At 73.7% G+C, this 22,928-nt stretch carries 18 protein-coding genes; 4 read left to right on the top strand and 14 right to left on the bottom strand.

The window, feature by feature from the left end; genetic code table 11:
- Positions 1 to 26: 26 nt before the first annotated feature.
- A complete protein-coding gene (locus ACBI99_RS22710) occupies positions 27 to 968 on the bottom strand; it encodes a hypothetical protein (RefSeq protein ID WP_357590535.1) in 942 nt (313 codons plus the stop codon).
- Positions 969 to 1,090: 122 nt separating this feature from the next.
- Between ACBI99_RS22710 and ACBI99_RS22705 the strand changes: the two genes are divergently transcribed.
- Positions 1,091 to 2,860, top strand: coding sequence for a long-chain fatty acid--CoA ligase (locus ACBI99_RS22705; protein WP_219517616.1), 1,770 nt, complete (start codon positions 1,091 to 1,093; stop codon positions 2,858 to 2,860).
- A gap of 7 nt (positions 2,861 to 2,867) precedes the next feature.
- On the opposite strand, the gene ACBI99_RS22700 is transcribed toward ACBI99_RS22705, so the two are convergent.
- From ACBI99_RS22700 to ACBI99_RS22655, 10 genes are all read right to left on the bottom strand, one after another.
- Positions 2,868 to 3,941: an acyltransferase family protein gene (locus ACBI99_RS22700; RefSeq protein ID WP_375073406.1), complete on the bottom strand. Its 1,074-nt coding sequence runs from the start codon at positions 3,939 to 3,941 to the stop codon at positions 2,868 to 2,870.
- Complete coding sequence (locus ACBI99_RS22695; RefSeq protein WP_219517613.1) at positions 3,938 to 4,555, bottom strand: TetR/AcrR family transcriptional regulator; 618 nt, start codon at positions 4,553 to 4,555, stop codon at positions 3,938 to 3,940. Before ACBI99_RS22695 ends, ACBI99_RS22700 begins: the two co-directional genes overlap by 4 nt.
- An 81-nt stretch (positions 4,556 to 4,636) precedes the next feature.
- Entirely contained in the window at positions 4,637 to 5,071 is a 435-nt protein-coding gene (locus tag ACBI99_RS22690) for an acyl-CoA thioesterase (RefSeq protein ID WP_375073405.1), read from the bottom strand.
- Complete coding sequence (locus tag ACBI99_RS22685; protein ID WP_219517611.1) at positions 5,068 to 5,715, bottom strand: TetR/AcrR family transcriptional regulator; 648 nt, start codon at positions 5,713 to 5,715, stop codon at positions 5,068 to 5,070. The genes ACBI99_RS22690 and ACBI99_RS22685 overlap by 4 nt, the downstream gene beginning before the upstream one ends.
- A 79-nt stretch (positions 5,716 to 5,794) precedes the next feature.
- The gene (gene meaB / locus ACBI99_RS22680) at positions 5,795 to 6,754 is read right to left on the bottom strand and encodes a methylmalonyl Co-A mutase-associated GTPase MeaB (RefSeq protein ID WP_357590526.1); all 960 of its coding nucleotides are present in this window, start codon (positions 6,752 to 6,754) and stop codon (positions 5,795 to 5,797) included.
- A 170-nt stretch (positions 6,755 to 6,924) separates the two neighbouring features.
- A complete protein-coding gene (scpA, locus tag ACBI99_RS22675; protein ID WP_375073404.1) occupies positions 6,925 to 9,078 on the bottom strand; it encodes a methylmalonyl-CoA mutase in 2,154 nt (717 codons plus the stop codon).
- A complete protein-coding gene (locus ACBI99_RS22670; protein ID WP_375073403.1) occupies positions 9,075 to 10,838 on the bottom strand; it encodes a methylmalonyl-CoA mutase subunit beta in 1,764 nt (587 codons plus the stop codon). Before ACBI99_RS22670 ends, scpA begins: the two co-directional genes overlap by 4 nt.
- 62 nt (positions 10,839 to 10,900) lie before the next feature.
- Positions 10,901 to 11,479 carry an N-acetylmuramoyl-L-alanine amidase gene (locus ACBI99_RS22665; protein ID WP_375073402.1) on the bottom strand — a complete coding sequence of 193 codons (579 nt, stop codon included), beginning with the start codon at positions 11,477 to 11,479 and terminating at the stop codon, positions 10,901 to 10,903.
- A gap of 265 nt (positions 11,480 to 11,744) precedes the next feature.
- A complete protein-coding gene (gene mtnA / locus ACBI99_RS22660) occupies positions 11,745 to 12,683 on the bottom strand; it encodes an S-methyl-5-thioribose-1-phosphate isomerase (protein WP_219517606.1) in 939 nt (312 codons plus the stop codon).
- 21 nt (positions 12,684 to 12,704) lie between these two features.
- Positions 12,705 to 14,558 carry a potassium transporter TrkA gene (locus ACBI99_RS22655; RefSeq protein WP_364172018.1) on the bottom strand — a complete coding sequence of 618 codons (1,854 nt, stop codon included), beginning with the start codon at positions 14,556 to 14,558 and terminating at the stop codon, positions 12,705 to 12,707.
- 98 nt (positions 14,559 to 14,656) lie between these two features.
- On the opposite strand from ACBI99_RS22655, the gene ACBI99_RS22650 reads away from it, so the two are divergent.
- The 3 genes from ACBI99_RS22650 to ACBI99_RS22640 all read left to right on the top strand — a co-directional run bounded on the left by ACBI99_RS22650 (position 14,657) and on the right by ACBI99_RS22640 (position 17,342).
- Positions 14,657 to 15,661, top strand: coding sequence for a serine/threonine-protein kinase (locus ACBI99_RS22650; protein WP_375073401.1), 1,005 nt, complete (start codon positions 14,657 to 14,659; stop codon positions 15,659 to 15,661).
- A gap of 128 nt (positions 15,662 to 15,789) precedes the next feature.
- Positions 15,790 to 16,179 (top strand): hypothetical protein, encoded by a 390-nt coding sequence (locus ACBI99_RS22645; RefSeq protein ID WP_375073400.1) that lies wholly within the window; start codon positions 15,790 to 15,792, stop codon positions 16,177 to 16,179.
- A 50-nt stretch (positions 16,180 to 16,229) separates the two neighbouring features.
- Positions 16,230 to 17,342, top strand: coding sequence for a DUF5925 domain-containing protein (locus ACBI99_RS22640; RefSeq protein WP_375073399.1), 1,113 nt, complete (start codon positions 16,230 to 16,232; stop codon positions 17,340 to 17,342).
- Positions 17,343 to 17,346: 4 nt separating this feature from the next.
- Here ACBI99_RS22640 and ACBI99_RS22635 read toward each other — a convergent pair whose 3' ends face one another.
- From ACBI99_RS22635 to ACBI99_RS22625, 3 genes are all read right to left on the bottom strand, one after another.
- Positions 17,347 to 17,637, bottom strand: a complete 291-nt coding sequence (locus ACBI99_RS22635; RefSeq protein WP_375073398.1) for a hypothetical protein — start codon at positions 17,635 to 17,637, stop codon at positions 17,347 to 17,349.
- A gap of 42 nt (positions 17,638 to 17,679) precedes the next feature.
- Positions 17,680 to 20,979: a hypothetical protein gene (locus ACBI99_RS22630; RefSeq protein ID WP_375073397.1), complete on the bottom strand. Its 3,300-nt coding sequence runs from the start codon at positions 20,977 to 20,979 to the stop codon at positions 17,680 to 17,682.
- Positions 20,980 to 21,515: 536 nt separating this feature from the next.
- Positions 21,516 to 22,853: an SWIM zinc finger family protein gene (locus ACBI99_RS22625; RefSeq protein ID WP_375073396.1), complete on the bottom strand. Its 1,338-nt coding sequence runs from the start codon at positions 22,851 to 22,853 to the stop codon at positions 21,516 to 21,518.
- Positions 22,854 to 22,928 lie beyond the last annotated feature (75 nt).

Raw genomic sequence — 22,928 nt, 5'->3', positions numbered from 1 at the left:
CGTTTCCGGCCGCATGCGGCCGGGTTCTAGCCGGGGAAGTCGTCGGGGTCGACCTGGCTCGTCCTGGCGTTGCCGCCGGAGATGGAGTGCAGCGTGATGCGCCAGTCGTGCCAGAGGATCTGCGTCGAGGTGTAGGTGGTCTTGAACTTCACCGACTTCTGGAAGCGCGAGAAGCTGCAGTCGCGGGTGAAGGCCCGGCTCTTGCCGTCCCAGTCGACGCCGTGCGTGAAGTAGATCCGGTACGTGCCGTCACGCATGCCGGGGATCTTGAACTTGGACTTCTTGCGCACGTAGACGCTGATGACCTTGGACTTGCCGCGCAGCACGTTGACGACGGCGTCGCGCCGGGTGCCGTTGTGGATCTGCAGCGAGCTGCGCCCGCCGAGGCCGCTCTTGCGCAGGTAGTGGCCGTTGCCGAGCCGCCTGGTCTTCTTCCCGGCGGCCTTGACCGACACCACGTCCGCCGGATAGCCGCCGGCCTCCTGCAGGGTCTCGCCGGCCTCGTCGAGGGCGCCGAGCGCGCCGCGGACGTCGGTGAGCACGGCCGAGGAGGTGCACAGGTCCGAGCCGACCTTCCCGGTCGCGCCGCCGAGCCCGGCGGCCAGGTCGCGCATGCTGGTCACGTACGCGTCGTGCTGGGCGCGGACCTCGGCGGGCGGCTGGAGGGCGGCGAGCTCCTCGGCGGCGCCGAGCATCTTCTCCTCCGCCTTGCCCACCCGCTCGCGCAGGCTCTTGAGGCCGCGCGCGGAGGCCACGGACTTGATCGCGTCGCTCAGCGCGTCGTGCCGGGTGCCGAGCTCGCCCTTGTAGGCGTCGGCGGTGAGCGCGGCGAGACTGGGGCTGGGCGAGCCGGCGCCGCCGGGGCCGCCCGCGGTGCCGCTCAACCGCGGCGAGCCGCCGCTCAGGGAGGGCGCGGAGGTGCACGCGCCGAGCGTGAGGGTCGCCAGCGCGAGAACGCACGTGATCATCCGGGGGGCAGCCACCTGCCACACTATCGCCCGCTTCCTCCCGGGACGTCAATTGTGTTATCGACTGGAACGGGGCAACCGGCCTAGAGTCTGCCTCACATCCCCCACAGGAGGTCCAGGCAATGTCCAGCATCCCCGCCCTGCTGCTCGACCGGATCGCGGCCACCCCCGACGCCGAGGCGTACCGTTACCCCTCGGGTGACGGCTGGACGTCGATGACCTGGCGACAGACCGGTGACCGGGTGCGGGAGCTGGCGCTCGGCCTGGCGAAGCTGGGCGCGGGGCCGGGCGCCCGGGTCTCGATCCTCTGCTCGACCCGGGTGGAGTGGATCCTGTGCGACCTGGCGGTGCTGTCGACGGGCGCGGCGACGACGACGATCTACCCGTCCAACACGGCGGCGGAGTCGGCGTTCGTCATCACCGACTCCGGCAGCACGATCGTCATCGCGGAGAACGACGAGCAGGTGGCCAAGCTCCGGTCGGTGCGCAAGGAGCTGCCGGACGTCACCCACGTGGTGGTGATCGACGGCGAGGCCGGCGACGACGGCTGGGTGGTCACGCTCGACTCCGTACGCGCCGCCGGCAGCGAGAGTGAAGGCGACTACGACGCGATGGTGGCGGCGATCGGAGCCGAGGACGTGGCCACGCTCATCTACACCTCCGGCACCACCGGCCGGCCCAAGGGCGTGGTGCTCACCCACGACAACTGGCTGTACGCGGCGGGCGCGGTCCGCGAGATCGACCTGCTGTCGGGCGCGGACCTGCACTTCCTGTGGCTGCCGCTGTCGCACTCGTTCGGCAAGCTGCTGGAGGTCGTGATGCTCGGCGAGGGCGTGCCGACCGCGATCGACGGCCGCCTCGACCGGATCGCCGACAACCTGGGCGCGCTGCGGCCGACGTTCATGGCGGCGGCCCCGCGCATCTTCGAGAAGATCCACAACACGGTCGCCGCCACCCAGCAGCGCGAGGGCGGCGTCAAGCTCAAGATCTTCAACTGGGCCAAGGCGACGGGCGTCCGCGTGGTGCGGGCCCGCCAGCGCGGCGCGTCCATCCCGCTGACGACCCGGCTGGAGTACGCGCTGGCCGACCGGCTGGTGTTCGGCAAGCTGCGGGCCAGGTTCGGCGGCCGGATCCGCTTCTTCATCTCGGGGGCGGCGCCGCTGTCGCAGGACATCGCCGAGTTCTTCGACGCGGCCGGGCTGACGATCCTGGAGGGCTACGGCCTGACCGAGTCGTCGGCGGGCAGCTTCCTCAACCGGCCCGACAGCGTCAGGTTCGGCACGGTGGGGCTGCCGCTGCCGGGCACCGAGGTGCGCATCGCCGAGGACGGCGAGGTGCTGATCGGCGGGCGCGGCATCATGCGCGGCTATCACGGCCTGCCGGAGGAGACGGCCGAGGCGCTGGACGACGGCTGGCTGCGCACCGGCGACATCGGCGAACTGGACGAGGCGGGCCGGCTGCGCATCACCGACCGCAAGAAGGAGCTGATCAAGACCTCCGGCGGCAAGTACGTCGCGCCGACCCACCTGGAGGGCCGGATCAAGGCGGCCTGCCCGTATCTGTCGCACGTGTTCGTGCACGGCGACCGGCGCAACTACTGCACGGCGCTGGTCACCCTGGACATGGACGTGACCAGGCCGTGGGCGGAGGCCGAGGGACTGCCGACGGACCCGGAGGAGCTGCGCGGGCACCCGCGGATGCTCGCCGAGGTGCAGAAGGGCATCGACCAGGTCAACGCCGACCAGGCCAGCTACGCCACGATCAAGAAGTTCGCGATCCTGGCGGAGGACTTCACGGTCGAGGGCGGCGAGCTGACCGCCAGCCTCAAGGTCAAGCGCAAGGCCGTCGAGGAGCGCCACGGAAGCACCCTCGACGCCTTCTACGCCGAGTAGCCCCGGGTCACAGCACCCTCCTGGCCCCGGGCAGCGAGCGCACCAGGTAGGCCAGGCCCCAGCACAGCGGCAGGCAGAGGGCGGCGGCGAGCGCGAACTTGACGATCGCCGCCGCCTGGATCCCGCTGAGCGCGTAGCCGGCGGCGACCACCACCAGCGGGTGGACGACGTAGACGGTGTAGGCGTGCTCCGACAGGAACCGGCCGCGCGGCCCCTGCCCGGCGAACCGCTCGCGGAAGAGCACCACCAGCCCGAGGATCATGCCGACGGCGAAGACGATCTCCCAGGTGGCGGTGATCGCGTCCGTCACCGCCCCGGAGGTCGTGCCCATGACCGGCAGGCACACGGCCGTGGACGCGCCGGCGACGACGAACCCGAGCCGCCCGGCCCGGCGGGGCAGCGTCTCGAACCAGCCGCGCCGGAACGCCACCAGCCCGGCCGCGAACATGCTCACGTACTGCGGCAGGAAGTAGGGCGTGGGCAGCCCGAGGACCGGCACGTACGTCCCGACCGGCACCGGGATCCGCCACAGGACGGTCACCGCCGCCAGGCCCACGGTGAACAGCACGATCCAGCGCGCCTTCGGCACCGTGGGCGCAGCCTGCGCGGTGCTCCCCCGGCGGCGGCACAGCGCGTACGCCAGGCCGAGGACGAGCAGCACCTCGGCGAACCACATCGGCCCCGGGTCCCAGGTGCGCAGGTAGACCTGCCAGAACGGCTCCCCGGTCAGGTAGTCGGGCAGCGTCACGAGCGGCCGCAGCAGGACCAGGAACACCAGCAGCGGCACGCCGAGCCGGACCAGCCGGTCGCGGGCGAACGCCCGGCCGCCCTTGCGGTCGTGGGAGCCGGGCGTGAAGAAGCCGGAGATGAGGAAGAACAAGCCCATGAAGAACGCCTGGTTCATCACGACGAGGATGTCCAGGGCCAGGCCGGAGGGGTCGGCGGCGGGCTCGGTGTAGTACCACATCGGGATGTTGCCGTACGTGAGCGCGACGTGGTGCAGGACGACCAGCACGGTCAGCAGGACCCGCAGGTTGTCGACGGCGTGCAGCCGGGTCGCGGCGCGTGGCTCGGTCTTCATCGGACGGCCCTCTCGAACAGGTCGGCGAGCTCCCGGGCGTGCGCGTCGAGGTCGTGGCCGGGATTGTTGATCCAGTAGGCGAACATGGCGTCGACGGCCGCGGACTGGGTGAGCGCCATCACCCGGACGTCGAACGCGCGGAACTCGCCGGTCTTCTGGCCGAGGCGGTAGATCTGCTCCAGCGCCTGGTAGATCTCCTCGCCGGCGTTGACGCCGAAGCGGAGCTTGCCGTCGGCGTCGCGCAGGTTGGCGAAGATCTCGCCGAGGGCCCTGAGCTGGGTGCGCTGGGCGCGCATGTGCTCGGCGACGCCGAGGATCTGGGTGCGCAGCAGCTCGGTGGCCGTGCTCAGGCCCTCCATCCGGGCGAGCACGTGCTCGCTGATGGCCGTGTAGACCCGGACGACGACCTCCTCCATCAGCTCGTCCTTGCCGTCGAAGTGGTAGGAGATGACGCCCTTGCTGATGCCCGCGTGCTGGGCGATCCGGGCCAGGGAGGCGCGGGCGAACCCCTGCTCGGCGATCACCTCGACGGCCGAGGCGATGATCTGGGCACGCCTGGCCTCCTCGATGAACGACCGGCCCTTCTGGCCGCTGGGCTCATTTTCTGACCGCATGGCCAAAATTTAACACACCCGGCCAGAGTGATGGAACGCAAAAGGGCGCCGGTCTCATGACCGGCGCCCTCCTCCCCCGCGTCACTGCACGGCGGTCAGGCCCTCCAGCATCAGCGGCGCCGCCGCGTCCCGCAGCTCCTGGCTGAACGGGGCCGGGCGGAACGTGGCCGGATCGAGGTTGACGTTGACCCGGTAGCCCTCGGCGTGCACGATCGAGCGGTCGGCCGACAGCACCCGGAAGCCGTAGACGCCGCTGGTGCGGCCCATCCGGTCCAGCCAGAACTCCACCGCCACCTCCCCGGCCCCCGAGATCGGCGCGTTGTAGGTGATCTTGAACTCGCGGACCGCCATGTAGACGTCGCGGAACCGGGACACGCCGGGGTCGAAGTTCCATCCCTGCTCGGCCCAGAACGCGCCGACGGCACGCTCGACGAGCAGGGCGTAGCGGGAGTTGTGCAGCAGCCCCATCGCGTCGAGGTCGTCGAAATGGATCTGGACGGTGCGGGTCACGCTCACGTGCGGTCCTCCGGAAGGAGTTCGGGGGTGGTGGTCAGGTCACGCAGGCGCAGCAGCACGGCACGGCGGCTGCGCCGGTGGGCCTCGTCGGGGTCCAGCAGCCGCGCGTGCGTGACCGCGGCCTCCCCCAGCGCTTCGATCTCGTACGCGAGCTGCCCCGCGTCGACGTCGCCGGGCAGCTCGCCCAGGGCCACGGCCTCGCGCACGAGCCGTTCGATCAGGCCGAGCCACTCGGCCAGCGCCCGGGCGACGCGCTCGCGCACCCGGCCGGGCTGGTCGTCGAACTCGACCTGCGCCATGAAGAAGAAGCAGCCGCCGGGCAGCACCCCGTCGGCGTAGAAGCGCATCCGGGCCTCGTGCAGGGCGAAGATCCGCCGGACGCCGGGCGGGGCCTCGAGGGCGGGCTTGACGATCCGCTCGACCCACTGGCGGCTCGCCCACTCCACGGCGTCGAGCTGGAGCTCCTCCTTGTCGCGCCAGTGGGCGAAAAATCCGGACTTGCTCACGCCGGCCGCGTCCGCCAGCCGCCCCAGGCTCAGCCCGCCCAGCCCGTGCACCGAGGCCAGGGACACGGCGTGCTCCAGGATCGCCTCCCGGCTGCGCCGCCCCCGGGCCCTGCGCCCGTCGGTCTCCTGTTCGGTCATGGGCCTCACAATATATGAGCGACCGATCGTTCGTATAACTGGGGGCGAGTGGATCAGCGGCGTTAATGGGGCGGGTGGATCAGCGGCGCTTGAAGGCCTCCAGGAGCCGGTCCGCCGCCAGCGACGGGGTCAGCTCCCCCGCCAGCACCTCCCGCTCGACGTCCCCGGCGATCGCCGTCACGTCCGGGTCGTCGAGCAGCTCGGCCAGCAGGCGTTCGCGCACCAGCGTCCACGTCCAGCCGACCTGCTGCTCGCGGCGCTTGGCCGCCAGGTCGAGCCCCTCCTGATGGGCCAGGACCTGCCGCCACAGCTCCTCCAGGCCGTCGCCGGTGAGCCCGCTGCACGTGAGCACCGGCGGCGGCGCGCCCCCGGACCGCAGCATGCGCAGCGCCCCGGCGAGCTCGCGGGCCGCCTTGCGGGCCGCCAGGGCGTGTTCACCGTCGGCCTTGTTGACCGCGATCACGTCGGCCAGCTCCAGCACGCCCTTCTTGATGCCCTGGAGCTGGTCGCCGGTGCGGGCCAGGGTCAGCAGCAGGAACGTGTCGACCATGTCGGCCACCGCCGTCTCCGACTGGCCGACGCCCACGGTCTCCACCAGCACCACGTCGAACCCGGCGGCCTCCACCACGACCATCGCCTCCCGCGTGGCCTTGGCGACCCCGCCCAGCGTGCCGGAGGTGGGCGAGGGCCGGATGAACGCCGCCGGATCGGCCGACAGCCGGGCCATGCGGGTCTTGTCCCCCAGGATGCTGCCGCCGGTCCTGGTGGAGGACGGGTCCACGGCCAGCACCGCCACCCGGTGCCCGACGCCGGTCAGCCGCGTGCCGAGCGCGTCGACGAACGTGGACTTGCCCACGCCCGGCACCCCCGACACGCCCACCCGGCGGGCCCGGCCCGCCAGCGGCGTCAGCTCGATCAGCAGCCGCTGGGCCAGCGCCCTGTGGTCCTGCCGGGTGGACTCGACCAGCGTGATCGCCCGTGCGATCCACGTGCGCGAACCCGCCTTGACGCCCCGGACGTAGTCCTCCAGCGAGCGCACCGCGCCCTCCTGTCTCCCGGCCTCGAACCCACTGACGGCCCTGGCGAACGAATCACTTGACCATAAGCACGTGGACGGGCCCTCGCTCCAGCAGGCCCGGCGGCGCGGTGCACCGCGCGCCAGGGCCGGACCCGGCCGCGGCGCCGGGTGTCGTTCACCATGTGCGAGGACTACTTCTGACGCTCGCGCAGCTCGTCGAGCAGGCCGAGGGCCGCCTCGGCGATGACCGTGCCGGGCGGGAAGATCGCCGAGGCCCCGGCGGCGCGGAGCTCGTCGAAGTCGCCCGGCGGGATCACGCCGCCCACGACGATCATGATGTCGGCGGCGTCCAGGTCGGCGAGCGCCTGGCGGAGGGCGGGCACCAGCGTGAGGTGCCCGGCGGCGAGCGTGGAGACGCCGACGATGTGCACGTCGGCCTCGACCGCCTGCCTGGCCACCTCTTCCGGCGTCTGGAAGAGCGGGCCGACGTCGACGTCGAAGCCCAGGTCGGCGAAGGCGGTGGCGATCACCTTCTGGCCGCGGTCGTGGCCGTCCTGTCCCATCTTTGCCACCAGGATGCGCGGGCGGCGGCCCTCGGCGCGGGCGAAGTCGGCGCACGCCTGCCGGGCGCGTTCGATGTCGGCGGCCGGTCCGGCCTCGTCGCGGTACACGCCGGAAATCGTACGGACCTGCTCGGCGTGCCGGCCGAAGACCCGCTCCAGCGCGGCGGAGATCTCGCCCACCGTGGCCTTGGCGCGGGCGGCGTCGACGGACAGCTTGAGCAGGTTGCCGTCGAGGCCGGGCGCGGGGTCGGCGGCGGCGTCGGTGAGCGCGGCGAGCGCGCGGCGGACGGCGTCCTCGTCGCGTTCGGCGCGCAGCGCGGCCAGCTTGGCGAGCTGCTGGGCGCGTACGGCGCTGTTGTCGACCTTGAGGACCTCGATGGGCTCGTCGGCGGCGGCCCGGTACTTGTTGACGCCGATGACCGGCTGGCGGCCGGAGTCGATGCGGGCCTGGGTGCGGGCGGCCGCCTCCTCGATGCGCAGCTTGGGCAGCCCGGCCTCGATGGCCTTGGCCATGCCTCCGGCGGCCTCGACCTCGTGGATGTGCGCGGAGGCGCGTTCGGCCAGGTCGTGGGTGAGGCGTTCGACGTAGTAGGAGCCGCCCCACGGGTCGATCACCTGGGTGGTGCCGGACTCCTGCTGGAGCAGGAGCTGGGTGTTGCGGGCGATGCGCGCGGAGAAGTCGGTGGGCAGCGCCAGGGCCTCGTCGAGGGCGTTGGTGTGCAGCGACTGGGTGTGGCCCTGGGTGGCGGCCATCGCCTCGACGCAGGTGCGGGCCACGTTGTTGTAGACGTCCTGGGCGGTGAGGGACCAGCCGGAGGTCTGGGAGTGGGTCCGCAGGCTCAGCGATTTCGGATTTTTCGCATTGAAACCGGACACCAGGTTGGCCCAGAGCAGCCGCGCGGCGCGGAGTTTGGCGACCTCCATGAAGAAGTTCATGCCGATGCACCAGAAGAACGACAAGCGCGGCGCGAACCGGTCGACGTCCATTCCGGCGGCGATTCCGGCACGCAGGTATTCGACCCCGTCGGCGAGCGTGTAGGCGAGCTCCAGGTCGCACGTCGCCCCCGCTTCCTGGATGTGGTAACCAGAAATGCTGATGGAGTTGAATTTCGGCATCTTTTCACTGGTATATGCGAAAATATCCGAAATTATCCGCATCGAGGGGCCCGGCGGGTAGATGTACGTGTTCCGTACCATGAACTCTTTGAGAATGTCGTTCTGGATGGTCCCGGCGAGCTGCTCCGGCGCCACCCCCTGCTCCTCGGCGGCCACGATGTAGAGGGCCAGGATCGGCAGCACGGCGCCGTTCATCGTCATCGACACCGACATGCGGTCCAGCGGGATGCCGTCGAACAGGCGGCGCATGTCGTAGATGGAGTCGATCGCCACCCCGGCCATGCCCACGTCGCCCGCCACCCTCGGGTGGTCGGAGTCGTAGCCCCGGTGCGTGGCCAGGTCGAAGGCCACCGACAGGCCCTTCTGCCCGGCGGCCAGGTTGCGGCGGTAGAAGGCGTTGCTGTCCTCGGCCGTGGAGAAGCCCGCGTACTGGCGGACGGTCCACGGCTGGTTGACGTACATGGTCGGGTACGGGCCCCGCAGGTAGGGGGCGGCGCCCGGGTAGGTGGACAGGAAGTCCAGGCCGTCCAGGTCGCGTGCGGTGTAGAGCGGTTTGACCGCGATGCCCTCGGGGGTCTCCCAGACCGGGCCCGGGGCGGCGGGCTCCCCGGCGGCCGCCGCCGGAGGCGCGCCGTCCAGGGGGACGCCGGTGAAGTCGGGGATCATGCGGTCACCTCCAGGTCGCGGAAGGTCGTGCGGAGCACGTCGAGGGCGTCGCACCCGGCGAACAGGCAGGCGTCGACGCCCGGGTGGCTGCCCTTGCCGGCCAGCCACACCCGGCGGGCGCCCGCCCGGCGCAGCGCGGCGGCCACCTCCTCGGCGTGCTCGGCGTACAGCTTGTCGGTGGAGCACAGGCAGGCGACCGCGGCCCCGCTGGCGGCGAACGCGGCGGCGATCCGCTCGGCGTCGGCGCCCGGGCCCGCGCTCTCCACGGCCAGCCCGCCGGCCTGGAACAGGTTCGCCGCGAACGCCGCCCGCGCGGTGTGGGCGGCGGCGGGGCCGATCGTGGCCAGGAACACCTTGGGCCGCTCCGGCTGGGCGTCGGCCAGGTCGCGCAGCGCCTCGAACTCGGCGGCGTAGCGCACCACCGGCAGCCCGGTCCCCCGCTCCGCGGCCGTGCCGGGCGGCTGGACGGAGGTCGTCGCGCCGGCGGGCGGCTTCGGGGCGGCGGGGCGGCGGAGGGGCCTCTCGGCGGGGTCGGGGAACTCGCTCACGCCGGTGATCGGGAGGCGGCGGTGGGCGATGTCGGCGGCGCGACGGGCGCGGGTGGCGGCGACACGGCCGGCCACCTTCCCGGCGGCGGCGCGGATGCCGCCCGCCGCCTCGATCTCCTGGAACCACTCCCAGGCACGCGCGGCCAGGTCGGCGGTGCGGCGCTCGACGTACCAGGAGCCGCCCGCCGGGTCGGCCACCCGCCCGGCGCCCGCCTCCTCCAGCAGCAGCGCCTGGGTGTTGCGGGCGATGCGCCGGGAGAAGGCGTCGGGCGGACGCACGGCCGCGTCGAACGGCTGGACGGTGACCGCGTCGGCGCCGCCGATCCCGGCGGCGAAGCAGGCGACGGTGGTGCGCAGCATGTTCACCCACGGGTCGCGAGCCGTCATCATGGCGGAGCTGGTCACGACGTGCTGGACCTGCGCGTACGCGTCCTGGGACCCGCCGCCGCACACCTCGGCGACGCGCGCCCACAGCTTGCGGGCGGCGCGCAGCTTGGCGATGGTGGCGAATTGGTCGTCGGTGGCCGAGTAGCGGAACTCGAGCTGCCCGAACGCCTGCTCGACGCTCAGCCCGGCCCCGGTCAGCGCCCGCAGCGCGGCCACGCCGAGCGCGATCGAGCAGCCCAGCTCCTCCCCGTCGGAGGCGCCGGCGTCGTGGTAGGGCGTGGCGTCGACGGTGATCGCGCGCAGCCCGGGGTGACCGGTCACGCACCGGGCCGCCAGCTCCACGCCGGAGTCGTCGAGCGCGGAGGCGCCGAGGTTTCCGCTGAGCGGCGTGTCGCCGGCCAGCGCGAACAGCGCCTCGGCGGCCTCCCGGGTGTGCGGCCCGGCGTCCAGGACGATCGGGGCGAGGTCGAGAAGGACGTCCTTGAGCACCCGGGGCAGCTCCACCACGGGGATCGCGCCGTTTCCGGCCACCAGCCAGAGCGAGGTGACGCCGTTCTCCAGGTCGGTCAGCACCGCTTCGGGGTCGGGGACGGCGTGCCGCTGCCTGACGTCCCAGCCGGCGCGGGCGCTCCCCCGGTCGAACGGCGGCACGGGGGGCAGGTCGGAGGCGTCGTAGAGCGGCGCGATCGGCACTCCGTCGTAGGTGAGCGCGCCGAGCGCCTGCTCGGGGGTGGCGGCCTCGACGCCGGACTTGCGCAGGACCGCGAGCGCCAGCGCACGCCAGCCGTCCCGGGTGGTGGCGGGGAAACCCGCTGCCAGATCCATGCTTGGGATCGTAAGCGCAACACGTCACGGAACGTGCACGCGGGGCTGTGACAGGGGTCAGGTCAGGGGGCTTCCCAGGTGAGGCGCCAGGTGACGGGGCCGACGATGCCGTCGTCCTCGATGCCCTGCTGGCGCTGGAACCGCCGGCACACGTCCTTGGACGCGGGTCCGTAGGCGCCGTCGACGTCGATCTCCCAGCCGCGCTCGCGCATCTTGGCCTGCCAGGTCCGTACGTCGTCGCCGCGGGTGACGGGCGGGTATCTCAATAACCGCCCGGGAGGCGGGGGCGACTCGGGGGTGCCGTTGTCGTTGCCGGGCCGGGGCGCGCCGCGCCGGACCCACGCGTAGAGGGCGTCGCCGGGGCAGCTCGTGGAGTAGCCGTCGCGGTGTCCCTTGATCTCCTTGCCGGCCCGGCCCCGGTCGCGGACGTGCTCGACGGCGTCGAGGATGGCGTGGAGCAGGTCGTCGGGCGGCTGGACCAGCCCGGCGTTGCCGACGAGCCCGAGCACGGCGTAGTGGCCGCGGTTGAGGCCGGCGCCGTTGGCGGCGGGCAGGTGGTGCAGCCCCCGCCCCTCGAACACCTTGCGGTGCGGGCAGGCGACAAAGGAATATCCGATGTCGATCCAGCCATTTCCATCCATATGTGACCCTTGGATGGATTTCACCAATTTCACGCATCCAGCGTGGTCGTCGACGATTCCGGGATCGACCCGTCCACCGGTGTAGTGGACTTTCACCCCTTTGGTGGAATCGAGCTGTGTGTAGGCGCCGCGGGGAGAACGCGCATCCCAATCCGCCCGCTTGATCAGGTCAATGGCCACGATACGCTCCGGAAAGTAGCGTCATTACACAACAGAGCGTAACGCTAGATGCGCGAACTGGTCACGAGTTCGGGATAATTTTAACCTACGGGTGGATTACACGGGTGTCCGTCACGATCGCGGTGATCAGGTCGTGCGGTGTCACGTCGAAAGCGGGATTCAGCGCTTTCGTGCCCTCCGGGGCCACCCGCACGCCCGCCACGCTGACGATCTCCTCGGCGCCCCGGTCCTCGATCTCGATGTGGTCGCCCGACGGGGTGGCCGCGTCGATCGTGCTCTCCGGCGCGACGACGATGAACGGCACCCCGGCCCGCTCCGCGCCGAGCGCGAGCGCGTACGAGCCGATCTTGTTGGCGGTGTCGCCGTTGGCGGCGATCCGGTCGGCGCCGATGAGCACCGCGTCCACGCCGCCCCGCGCCAGCAGGTACGGCCCGGCGGAGTCGGCGACCAGGCGGTGCGGGGCGCCCATGCGGGCCAGCTCCCAGGCGGTGAGCCTGGCGCCCTGGAGCAGGGGCCGGGTCTCCAGGGCGAGCACCTCGGCGAGCCTGCCGCGCTCGTGCAGCGTCTGGACGACGCCGAGCGCCGTGCCGCGCTCGACGGCCGCCAGGGCGCCCGTGTTGCACACGGTCATGATCCGCAGCCGGTCGCCTTGGAGCAGGTCGGCGCCGCGCTCGCCCATGGCCAGGCAGGCGGCGATGTCGTCGTCCCTGATGCGCAGGGCGGCGCGCAGCACGGCTTCCTGCCCCTCGGCCAGGTGGGCGGCGGCCCGGTCGACGCCCCAGGCCAGGTTCACGGCGGTGGGGCGGGCGGCGCGCAGCCGGGCGACGGCCTCCTGGTCACCCCTGGCCAGCACTACGCCGAGCGCCCCGGCCACGCCGAGCGCGGGCGCGCCCCGCACCGCGAGCCGGCGGATGGCCTCGACGAGCTCGTCCACGGTGTGCAGGCGCAGCGTCACGCACTCGGCGGGCAGCCGGGTCTGGTCGATGAGCTCGACGGCTCCGTCCACCCAGTCGATGGTCCTCACGCCGCACACGCTAACCCAGACTCAGTCCTCCGCCAGCACGATGACCGAATCGCGCTCGGACAGGCGGACGAGGTCCGGCTTGGGCGGGTTCAGCACGATGCCGTAGTGGGGCGGGACGTTGCGCCCGGCGGCGTCCCGGTAGCCGATCGCGGTCTCCCCTCTGCGGCGCGCCGCCTCGATGACCGTCGCGAAGCTCACCTCCGTCCCGGTGGTCACGTACGAGCCGGCCGGGCGCGGGTAGATCTCGGAGCCGCGCGAGTCGAACAGGAAGCCGAACACGTCCGCCAGGTGCCGGTTCTCGGCGAGCTGGGCGAGCAGCAGGCCGATGACGGTGTCGCTGATGACGATGTCGTCGGCCTCCGTGACCTCGGCCAGGGCCCGGTTGTTCTCGTCGTGCATCTCGCTGACGATCGAGTAGTGCTCGTTCATCGCGCTCTGCATGTCGCGCAGCTGCAGCAGCGTCATGAGCGTGCGGGTGTCGGCGTGGTGCAGCGTGAACCGGTCGTCCGACAGCACGATGACGTGCTGGAACAGGCCGGGGCCGAGCGCCTCCAGCGCGTACCTGTCGGTGGTGTCGCAGTCCTTGACGTTGACGGTGAGGTTGCGCAGCCCCTCCAGGCCCGTGCCCGCCTTCGGATGGTCGGTGGCGATCTCCAGCACCGAGCCGGGGGCCACGTAGCCGTCGAGGTAGCGGATGATGTGGTGCGCCCGGCTGTTCCAGTTGAGCAGCAGCGTGCGCTCCGGCTCCGGGTCGGCGGGCCGGGCGGTGACGATCGCGGCCTCGTCCACGGCGGGCGCGCCCTCGGCCAGCTCGATGCGGGAGTCGTCGTGCGCGATCACGATGACCTCGTCCGCCTCGGTCACCGCGGTGTCCATGGCCGGGTTGAGCACCACGCCCGACGGCCTGCGCAGGCCGATCACCGTGGCCGTCCCGTACGCGTGCAGCGTCTCGCCGTACGTCCGGCCCGCGACCTCCGCGCCCGGCCGCAGGTAGATCTCGCCGCCGTCGAAGTTGAGCAGGTCCATGCAGACGACCGACATGCCCGACTGGCGGGAGGACTGCACGATCAGCCGCGAGGCGGTGTCGTCGGAGTCCACCAGGTGCACGTCCGCGCCCCCGGCCAGGCGGGCGGCGGCCACGTTGCGGCTGGCGGCGATGGCGGCCACCACCGGCGGGTGCGGCCCGTCCCGCTTCTCCAGCGCGAGCAGGATCTTGAACACGTGCGCGTCCGGGTCCTCGCCCTCGGGCGACAGCACGACGACCGACCTGGCGGCGGCCAGGTTCATCAGGTCGAGGTCGTGCGGCTCGGTGGCCGAGCCGGTGCGGCACACCAGCCGCGTGCGGCCCAGGTCGACGCGCTCGCGGATGTCCTCCTCCATCGCCAGCTTGTCCCGGTCGGCCAGCACCGCCACGACCGAGCCCGACTCGCTGGCGTGCGCCTTGACCAGCTCGGCCACGATCGTGAACACCTGGTCCGACCAGCCCAGCACCACCGTGTGGCCGGATTCCACGATGCGCGAGCGCCCCCTGCGCAGCCGGTCCACCTTCTGCTCGAAGCCGTTGGCCAGCAGGCCGACGAGCATGCTGACGATGAACAGCCCGCCGAGCGAGCCCACCAGCATGACGGCCATGTACGGCACCGATCCGCTGTCGGCCGCCAGCTCGTCGGGCGACAGCGCGTGCATGAGCGCGATCCACAGGACGTGCCCCGGGCCCCCGACGCCCTGCGGCTCATTAGGCGCCACCCACATCAGTAACCCGGCGACGACCACGACCAGGCCCATCGACACGACGGCCAGCCAGCCGACGAGCGAGACCGTCCCCTTGGACATCGTGTTGTCGAACCAGTAGCGCGCCCGCTCGCGGAACTTCACACCAGACACCCCGTACCTCCGCGTTCAGGTCATTTGATCAACGTCATAAAGTAGCGGGTGATCTATGTCACCGCAGGATGACCTGTAACGTATCGGCCATGGTGACCCCTCTGACGCCGGACGATCCGCCCGAACTGGGCGGACATCGGCTGGCGGGGCGCCTCGGCGAAGGCGGCCAGGGCGTCGTCTACCTGGCCCACACCGAGGCGGGCGAACCGGTCGCCATCAAGCTGCTGAGCACCGGCGACCGCGAGACCCGCGCCCGGCTCGCGCGTGAGCTGGAGGCGCTGGAGAGCATCGCGTGCTTCTGCACGGCGCGCGTCCTGGCCGCCTCCACGGAGGGGCCGCGCCCGTACGTGATCAGCGAGTACATCGACGGGCCGTCGCTGGCCGACCGCGTCCGCGACCGGGGGCCGCTGGCGGGCGGCGAGCTGGAGCGCGTCGTCGTCGGCACGGCCACGGCGCTGGCCGCCATCCACGCGGCCGGGGTCGTGCACCGCGACTTCAAGCCCGCCAACGTGCTGCTCGGGCCCGACGGGCCGCGCGTGGTCGACTTCGGCATCGCGCGCGCCGAGGGCGCGGCCACCCTGACCTCCGGGCTGATCGGCACGCCCGCCTACCTGGCGCCCGAGCAGATCGCCGGCACCCCGGCGTCCCCGGCGTCCGACGTGTTCTCGTGGGCGGCCACGATGGTGTTCGCGGCGGGCGGGGTCAGCCCGTTCGGCGCCGACACGGTCCCGGCGGTGCTGCACCGCGTCCTCCACGCCGAGCCCGACCTGACGCCGCTGCCGCCGCGGCTGCGGGGCGTGCTCGCCTCCTGCCTCGCCAAGGACCCCGCCGCCCGGCCCACGGCCCGCGACCTGATGGTCCACCTCGTCAACCCCAACACCCCCTCCCGGCCGCACCCGGCGGGGGTGGCGCGCCTGCGAGCGGGCCCGGGCACGGCGCGGGACACGGCGCGGGACAAGGCGCGGGGCACCGTACGGGACCGCCGGGGCCCGCCGTCACCACGCGGCCGGGACGGCGGCGGCGGGGCCTGCTCGTCGGCGCGGCGGCCGCCGCGGTCGCGCTGGTCGCGGGCGGCGGCGCGCTGCTGTGGCTGAACGGCGGCGCCCCGTCCGCCCTGGACCGGCGCACGCCCACCACCTCGACCGCCTCCGTCTCCCCCGCCTCCCCCGTCTCTCCCGGGGACCCGGGCGCGGGCCTCACGGAACTCCTCCCCGAGCTGCCCGTGGGCACCGGCAGGCCCAGCGACACCGTCGACGTCCCCGCCGAGTTCGCGGGCACCTGGACCGGCACGGTCGACGGCGAGGCCGCAGGCAAGCAGTTCGAGAACGAGCCGGTCACCCTGATCCTGCGCGCGGGCGAGCCCACGGGCGTCTGGGACTCCCCAAGCGACGGGCAGAGCGACCCCGGCTGCGGCAAGGGCACCCTGTACGCGACCGAGGTCAAGGACTCCACCCTGCACCTCACGCTCGCCGACCTCGGCGGCGTGTGCGCGTACCTGGGCGGCACCGGCAGCGTCAAGGTCACCCTGGAGCTCAAGGACGACGACCAGGCCGACTACGAGCTCACGATGCCCGTGGGAAGGAGCGAGGGCGAGCTGACGAAGACCGGCTGAAAACGCAAACCCTTCGACAACCCGCCCCGCAAACTGTGATCATTGGAGCCATGTCTGTGATCAGGGAGGTGCCGTTCCCCAGCCAGGATGCCACCGAGCTCCCCATGAACATCTGGATCGACGACTCCGACTCCGCCGTCGACGTGATCGACGCGCTGGCGCTGTCGCCGTTCGCCACGGGGGTGCAGCCGTGGTCGCGCCTGGTCAACCTGGAGCGCGTACGCCCCGACGCCCCGCTGCGCCCGGCGCACGGCAGCGTCGTGCGGACGGCGCAGGTGGAGGACGGTTCGGAGTCGCGGCTGATCTGCGGCGACGGCTGGACGCTGCGGGTGATCCGGCATCGCAACCGGTCGGCGACGGTCAGCGTGACGGCCACCAGCGAGGAGCTGGCCCGGTCGGTGCTGAAGGAGACCGTCGACGGCGCCGAGGAGCCCGAGCCGGAGACGGATCACGTCGACATGGGCTTCTGGTGGCGCGGCTCGCACGGCGGCACCCGTTCGGAGAAGCCGATCACCGCGCAGCCGTGGCCCGAGATCAGCGGCAACTACTCGGCGGAGGCGCGCCGCTCGCTCGACTCCCTGATGGCCGTCACCCCGGCCGACGTGAACGGCCGTCTCATCCTGCTGCACGGCCCGCCCGGCACCGGCAAGACGACGCTGCTGCGCTCGCTGGCCAAGCAGTGGCAGGACTGGTGCCAGGTCGACTGCGTGCTCGACCCGGAGCGGCTGTTCGACGAGCCCGGCTACCTCATGGAGGTGGCGGTCGGCTACGACCACGACGAGGACGAGCAGCAGCGCTGGCGGCTGCTCGTGCTGGAGGACTGCGACGAGCTGATCAGCGCCTCGGCCAAGTCGCAGGCCGGCCAGGGCCTGTCCAGGCTGCTCAACCTGACCGACGGCCTGCTCGGCCAGGGCCGTGACGTGCTGGTCGCGATCACCACGAACGAGGACCTGGCCCGCCTGCACCCGGCCGTCGTCCGGCCCGGCCGCTGCCTGGCGCAGCTGGAGGTCGGCCCGCTGTCGCGGGACGAGGCGGTCGCCTGGCTCGGCTCGCCCCAGGGCGTCGGCCCGTCGGGGGCGACGCTGGCCGAGCTGTACGCGCTCCGCGCCGGGCGGTCGCTGACCCGCACGGCGAGCACCGAGGGGACGGGCCTCTACCTGTAGGCCCTCACCCGCCGAGGACGCCAGGGCGGTAGCGCCAGACGAACTCCAGCCACGGCGGCGCCACCGACGTGAAGTGCTCCCAGTTCCCCGGCTCCAGGCCGGGCCGGTCGCTGCGCACCTCGGCCAGGCGCTCCAGCAGGAACCCCGCCCCGGTCAGGCCGTTGACGATCCGGCTCATCGTCTGCCGGTATTCGCGGGGCCCGCTGATCTCCCGGCCGGGCCGCCGCTCGTACACCCACGCCTCGACGAGCGCCTCCCAGCGGGCCTGGTTGCAGTGGTAGGCGTCGTCACGCATGACGATCACCCTGGCGGCCGGGGGCGCCCCGGCCGCCAGGGCTCAGGTGAGGAGGGCGTGCAGGCGGCGGGCCTCACGGACGAAGCCGCTCGTCGCCTTCCTGGCCGCGATCCGCGCCACGCACGGCAGCTCGCCCCCGGCCCGCGCCCATCCCGCCGCCCGGACCGCGAACGTCAGCATCTGCGTGTGCCCCGAGTGCGCCCGCTCACCCGGCCCCGGCAGGTAGACGGGCAGGAACCCGGTCAGCACCCGCCACACCTCCGCGTGGGCGCCGCGCCGGGCCGCCGTCTCCAGCGCCTCCCGCATGGCCGCCGGCTGATGCCAGGTGCGCCGCAGCAGGAGCCCGAGCTGCCGCCCGGTCTCCTCGGCGGGCAGCTCCCCCCGCGCGGCCAGCTCCAGCAGCGGACGCACCCCGTCGTCGCGCCGCCACCACTCGCGGTGCAGCAGGAAGTACGCCACCAGCAGCGCCACCGCCTCCCCCGGGGGCCCGCCGGCCGACGCCACCGCCTGCACCTCGGCCAGCCGCACGTGCGACCCGTGGGTGCGGCAGAGCAGCCGCGGCAGCAGGTGCAGCGCCGCGACCTCCCGGTCGTGCGGCAGCACGGCGGGCCAGTCGACGGGATCGTCGCCGTCGGCCTGCCAGCGCGACGCCCGCGGATCGGACAGCAGCCGGTCGACCAGCTCCAGCCCGGTCGCCTCCCCCCGGATCCGCGGAACCAGCGACGGCTCCCGCCCCTCCCCCGTCCCTCCGCTCGCCTTCCGCGCCCCGGACGCGGCCTCCGCTCCGGGGGCCGCGCGGTCGCTCGCGTACGGGACCCCGCCGTCGATCCAGTCGATCCCGGTGCTGATCGAGGGCCTGTCGCGCATCCACGCCGCAACGGTCGCGCCCGCCCCGGAACGCAGCCGCGCCGCCCGCGCCACCACCTCGGGTTCGATGGCGCGCGGCAGCCGGAGCAGCGCCTGCTGCAGATCTGCGTCCAGCGCCTCGGCCCCGGCCCGCTCGTACCCCGCCACCCTCTCCACCAGCTCGGCCGCGCCGACCCCGCCGTCGCCGGTGGTGGGCGTGGCCAGCAGGTACGGCGGCAGCGCCCCGGACCCGGCGGCGGCATGCACCTCGGCCAGCCGGCGCAGCAGCATCCAGTGCGGCGCCGTCACCCGCGACGCGTCCGGCAACCGCCCCCGCCGCCGCCCATGCTGCTCAGCCCCGAGCACCGGCCCGAATGCGGGTCCAGACGCTGGCCCGGATGCGGGCGCGGGCTCGACCGACGCGCCCCCGAGAACGGGAAGCACCCCGAGAGCGGCGGGAAGCAGAGCGGGCCCCGGCCGGGGCGGCGGCTCGGCCCCCGGGTCGACGAGCCGCCGCGCGATCGCCTCGGCCCACTGGCCCGGATGCTCCCACTCGCGCTCCTTGTACAGCCGCGACGGCTCCCCGGTCAGCGACTTGAGCACCACCCGGAGCGCCTCAGGATCCTCCGCGTGCAGCCGCACCACGCCGTCCAGCCACCGCTCCAGCTCCTGCCACCCGACCCGGTGGGGCAACGCGGTCAACTCACCGGGCGCACCGACCGGCGGCGGCAACGCCCCCGCCCGCGCTACCCGAGGCAACGCCCGGCGCACGAACCCGTCCCCCTGCCTGAGCTCCGAGCCCGCCCCAGACGCGGAGACGCCCCCAGCACGCCCCGCCCCAGCTTCGGAGGTGTCCCCCGGCGTCCCAGACCCGGACACGCCCACCGCCACGCCAACCACGGAGGCGGCCCCCGGCGTCTCAGGCCCGGAGGTCACGGTCACACGTCCGAGTCCCCTCGAACTGGCACCATGGGCGCCCGCCACCGGATCCAGCCCGGCCGTCCCAGGTCCCGCAGGGGTCGCCGCCGTATGGACCGCTTCCGCCTCCCCAGCGCCGGCGGGCACCGGCGCGCGGGCCACGTCCGTCTCCCCGCCCTGGTACGCGGTCCCGCCCGTGGAGGTCGTCGGGCCCGGGAAGGCCGTGTTGAGGCGGGCGGCGAGGTCCGGGGGAAGCTGTGCGGCGGCCTCCCTCAGGGTCGTCGCGCCTGCCGCGCCGAAGCGGTCGGCGTGGCGCAGGGCGAGGCGTACGGCACGGGCCTGGACGTCGTACGACCGGCAGGAGAAGGCCTGGGCGAGCGCCGGCGCGAACTCGTCCAGAGGGCCGCGCCGCCCCCGTACCGCCTGGTCGAGCCAGCCGAGCCCGCCGTCGACGAGCTTGCGCTCCGGCCGGAACAGGGCGGCGTGCAGCCCTTCCACCAGGTCGTCGTGGCCGAGCCGGCCCGCTCGGCGCAGGTGGCGCAGCGCCAGGTCGGCCACCGAGGTGGGCGCGGCCGGGAGCAGCCTCAGGTAGTCGGCGGCCCGCCGGGCGGACTCGGCGTCGGCAGGGTCGAGCAGGTCGTGCAGGCGTACGAAGAAGCGCAGGTCAGGGCCGGAGCCGCCGCGCAGGAACCGGCGTACGCACCCGTCGAGCAGCAGGTCGCGCGACACCCGCCCGGTGTCGGCGAGATCCTTCAGGGCGGCGAGCCAGGTCGGCGGCCGGGGCTCGTGCCCGGCACGGCCGCCGTCCGGGGGCTGCTCGTGGCGGAGGACGCGGCCGACGCCGTCCGCCTCGAACAGGCGCGGGAGCAGATGGTCGAGCAGCGGGTCGCCGCCCAGGCCCGCAGGCGATCCTGCGGCCCAGGCGACGGTCAGCGGGTCGTGGCCGGGCGGGGTCGCGCCGGTGCGGCGCAGCATGGCCAGGGCCAGGGCGCCGGAGACGCGGGCGTCGCGCTGCGTGCGCAGGCGCAGGGCGGCGCGTACGGCGAAGTCCACCTGCCAGCGGTGCGGCCGGGCGGCGAGGACGCGTTCGACGAGCCCGGTGTGGTCGAGGCCGCCCCAGCCCTGGAAGTCGCGCCGGTGCAGCCAGGCCACCACCGCCGCGGCGCCGCCGATCGTGCCCGCGCCCGCCACCCGCATCGGCCCCACCCACGCGTCGACCCGCGCATGCTCCCACCCCGGGCCGCCCTCCTGGCCGCCGCCCGCCGCCACCCCGTAGCGGCCGCCGCCACCGTGACCGCCGGCGCCACCTTGGCTCTCGGCACCGCCTGGGGCGTTGGTGTCGACCTGGGCGGCTGTGCTGCCGGTGGGTGTCACGCGCTCCTGCGTGCGGCGGGCCTGGCGGCGGCGTCGCTCCCGGTCCCACGCCCGGTTGCGTGCCACGGGGATGTGGCCGGGCAGGGCGGCGGCCACCTCGCGCCGCCCCGCCTCGTCCAGGGCGAGCACCAGCTCGGCCACCCGGAGCTCGTCCCCCGCGTCGATCGCCGCCTCGACCTCCGCCCAGGCAGTCCCCTCCCCCACACCATCCCCTCGTTCGGGAGTCCCCCTGGAGGCCCCTGCGCCGCTGCCGGGCCCACCCGACGCTCCTGTGGACGACCGACCGGGAGGCTGCCGTGCGGAAGTGCCGCCTGATGCCGGGGCGGCGCTGTCGCGGGCGTCGGACGCGACGGAGGGGCCGCCACCGGAGGCGCGCGGGACGACGGCGCGCTCGGTGGGCGTCCGCTCCCGGGCATCGGCAGACGTCCGCCCGGAACCTTCGCCGGGCAACCGGCCAGGGCCTCCGCCGACCACCCGTACGGGGCCGTCCGCCGCCCGTACGGGACCGTTGCCGGATGGCCGGGAGGGGCCGCCGCCGGGCATCCGGTCCGGGCCGCCGTCGGGTCCTGCCCCACGGGCGGGGGCGGGAGCGTGGACGGAGGCGGTGGACCGGACGCCCGGGTCGGCCCGCCGGGAGCCCGGGCCCGCGGGCCAGGCACCCGGGTCGATGGGCCAGGGGCCCGGGTCGGCGGGCCGGGAGCCCGGGTCGGTGGGCCAGGGGGTGGGGGGTGGGGTGGGGGTCATAGGAGGGCGTCCGCGGTGTGGCGGGAGGCGATGCGGGCGGCGAGGACGTGCTTGCAGGGGCCGCGGGAGCCGCGGTGGTCGAACCACCACTCGCACGTGCAGCTCCCGTCGGCGATGCCGACCTGGCGGGTGCCGCCGGAGGTGGTGACGCGGGCGTGGTCGCCGTCGAGGGTGACGGCGCCCGCTTCGACGAGCGCCCGGGCGGCCGTGAGGCGCGGGTTGAGCTGCGCCACCTGGTCGCGGTCGTAGGGCAGCTCGCGGTGGAAGTGGCCCGCCTCGTACAGGTCGTAGCCGACGCGCCCGGCGGTGCCGAGCTGGGTGAGCGCGGCGCGTACGCGGGCGGCGGGGAGCCCGGAGCGGTCGGCGAGCAGGCCGATCTCGACGGCGGGCTCGAAGTTGAGCAGCATCCCGATCACGTCGGCGTCGCCGGCGGCCTCGTCGGTGGCGAGGTCGTCGAGGACGGCGCCTTCGCCGGAGAAGCCGCGCCACGGCTGGGGCGAGACGGCGAGCGTGTAGCGCATGCCGGGCAGTTCGAGCTCCCAGGCGCTGGCCTGGTGGCCGGCGTCGGCGCCGGCGGGCGGACCGTAGACGCGCAGGGCCTTGGCGAAGCGCAGCAGCGGCATGAGGGTGGCGACGCGGCCGGCGCCGGACAGGCAGACGGAGCCACGGCCGGGCCCGGCGGCCAGGCGCAGGTCGCCGCCGGCGGGAACGGCCCACACGGTGGCGGACGCCTTGCGCGGCAGGGAGCGCAGGAAGCGGACGGCCTGCGGCCCCTTGAGCTCGGCGCGCAGGTCGAAGCCGGCGGCGATCACCTGGACCTCGGCGAAGCCGCGCAGCCACCGGCTGGGCAGCGGCACCTTCTTCTCGACGACGGCGCCGTCGAGGGTGGTGACGGTGAGCTCGTCGGGGCCGACGCCGAGGTGGAGGGGGTCGCGTCCGCCGACGCGGGCGAGCGACTCGCGCAGCGGCCCGTTGACGTCGACGTTGGTGGTGCCCCGGTCGAGCACGTCGCCGTCGAGGGCGAGCACGTCGAGGCGGGCGTAGACGCCGCCGCAGGCGGAGAACGACTCGAACCTGAGCCGGTCGCCGTCGCAGGTCACCACCGGGTCGCGGGTCCAGCCGGGGCGGGGCTGGTGGTAGCGGGCCATGGCCACGTCGGCGACGGCCAGCAGGCCGGCGGCGGCGGGGGCGGCCTGGGTGAGGAGCCCGCTGAAGAACCGGGGATGGGTCTGGGGGCCCGACAGGGCCGTGCCGCCGGAGGTGGACAGGCCGAGCCGGCCGTCGGCGAGCACGGAGGGCCCGGCGTAGGAGTACGCCTGCACCGCTTGAGTCATGGCCCGGACGATAGTGATCACCACCGACACAATCGGGTCCGGTACGTAAAACCTCCGATGCGCGGGGCGGGAGAG

The sequence above is a fragment of the Nonomuraea sp. ATR24 genome (assembly GCF_041950485.1).
GTDB classification, from domain to species: domain Bacteria; phylum Actinomycetota; class Actinomycetes; order Streptosporangiales; family Streptosporangiaceae; genus Nonomuraea; species Nonomuraea ceibae.
Note: the sequence above shows the minus strand (reverse complement) of the source record. Positions and strands in the feature narration are given on the sequence as shown.